The organism is Paracoccus sp. S4493 (assembly GCF_000967735.1).
GTDB lineage: Bacteria > Pseudomonadota > Alphaproteobacteria > Rhodobacterales > Rhodobacteraceae > Paracoccus > Paracoccus marcusii.
This window is the reverse complement of sequence record NZ_JXYF01000124.1, coordinates 1-719: the sequence shown is the minus strand read 5'-3', so window position 1 is coordinate 719 and position 719 is coordinate 1. Positions and strand designations below refer to the sequence as shown.

The 719-nt window shown below is 54.8% G+C and carries 2 protein-coding genes; one reads left to right on the top strand and one right to left on the bottom strand.

Annotated elements, in window-relative coordinates; all coding sequences use genetic code 11:
* On the top strand, positions 1-295 hold a 295-nt coding region (locus TW83_RS21855), incomplete at its 5' end, for a hypothetical protein (protein WP_204245770.1).
* Between the two features lie 209 nt (positions 296-504).
* On the opposite strand, the gene TW83_RS19905 is transcribed toward TW83_RS21855, so the two are convergent.
* Positions 505-719 (bottom strand): integrase core domain-containing protein (locus tag TW83_RS19905; protein WP_157001620.1); only part of this gene is annotated, 215 nt, incomplete at its 5' end.

The following is a 719-nucleotide window of genomic DNA, read 5'->3' as shown; positions in this document are numbered from 1 at the left end:
GTTTTCGGGGGGCACCTCAAACATCAGGCGGGGGTTCCGGTTCAGACGCTGCACAGACCAAGGCTTGATCAATGGCGACGATCCGAAAGAATACCACGCGCGCGCGACCCAAATCAGACACAAAGTCGAAGGCCGCAAAGCACGTGCCTCCGATGAAAAGCAGGTCAGCCATGTCGGCGCCCGCCTTTCTGGACAAGCTGATAGAGTCCAAGGTCGATCAGGCGATACGGCTGCTGAAGGATTACAGGAAGAGCTAAACGCATTCAGGAAGCACGGCTTGCAACCTTGTGCGTAGCTTCGATCGGGATGCATTTCCATCGTGGACCGTATGAATTGATATTGCTAAGGTCATCTTCCACTGATCGTTAAATGCTGCCGCAACTTCCTTACCGCCGAGATAATACGTTCAACACGTTAAATATGGCGGGCCAGGGTTGCTGATCTGCTACGGAATTTTTCCTTCACTGATGTTCTCCCCATTCCTTTGACAGGATCTGGCGCTTTTCAAGCTCTGATCTGCTCCTGCTGATCGGGTTGCGTTGCTTCTCCTGTCAGTGAGCAGACCACTGCCGGCGGTCGGCCGCCAAGAGCCTTGTGCGGCCGGCGGTGGTTGTAGAATTCCATCCAGTTGCGGACACCGGTGCGTGCCTGTGATCCGGTCTCCCAAGCTTGTAGGTAGACGCATTCGTATTTCAGGGTGCGCCACAGACGCTCGATGA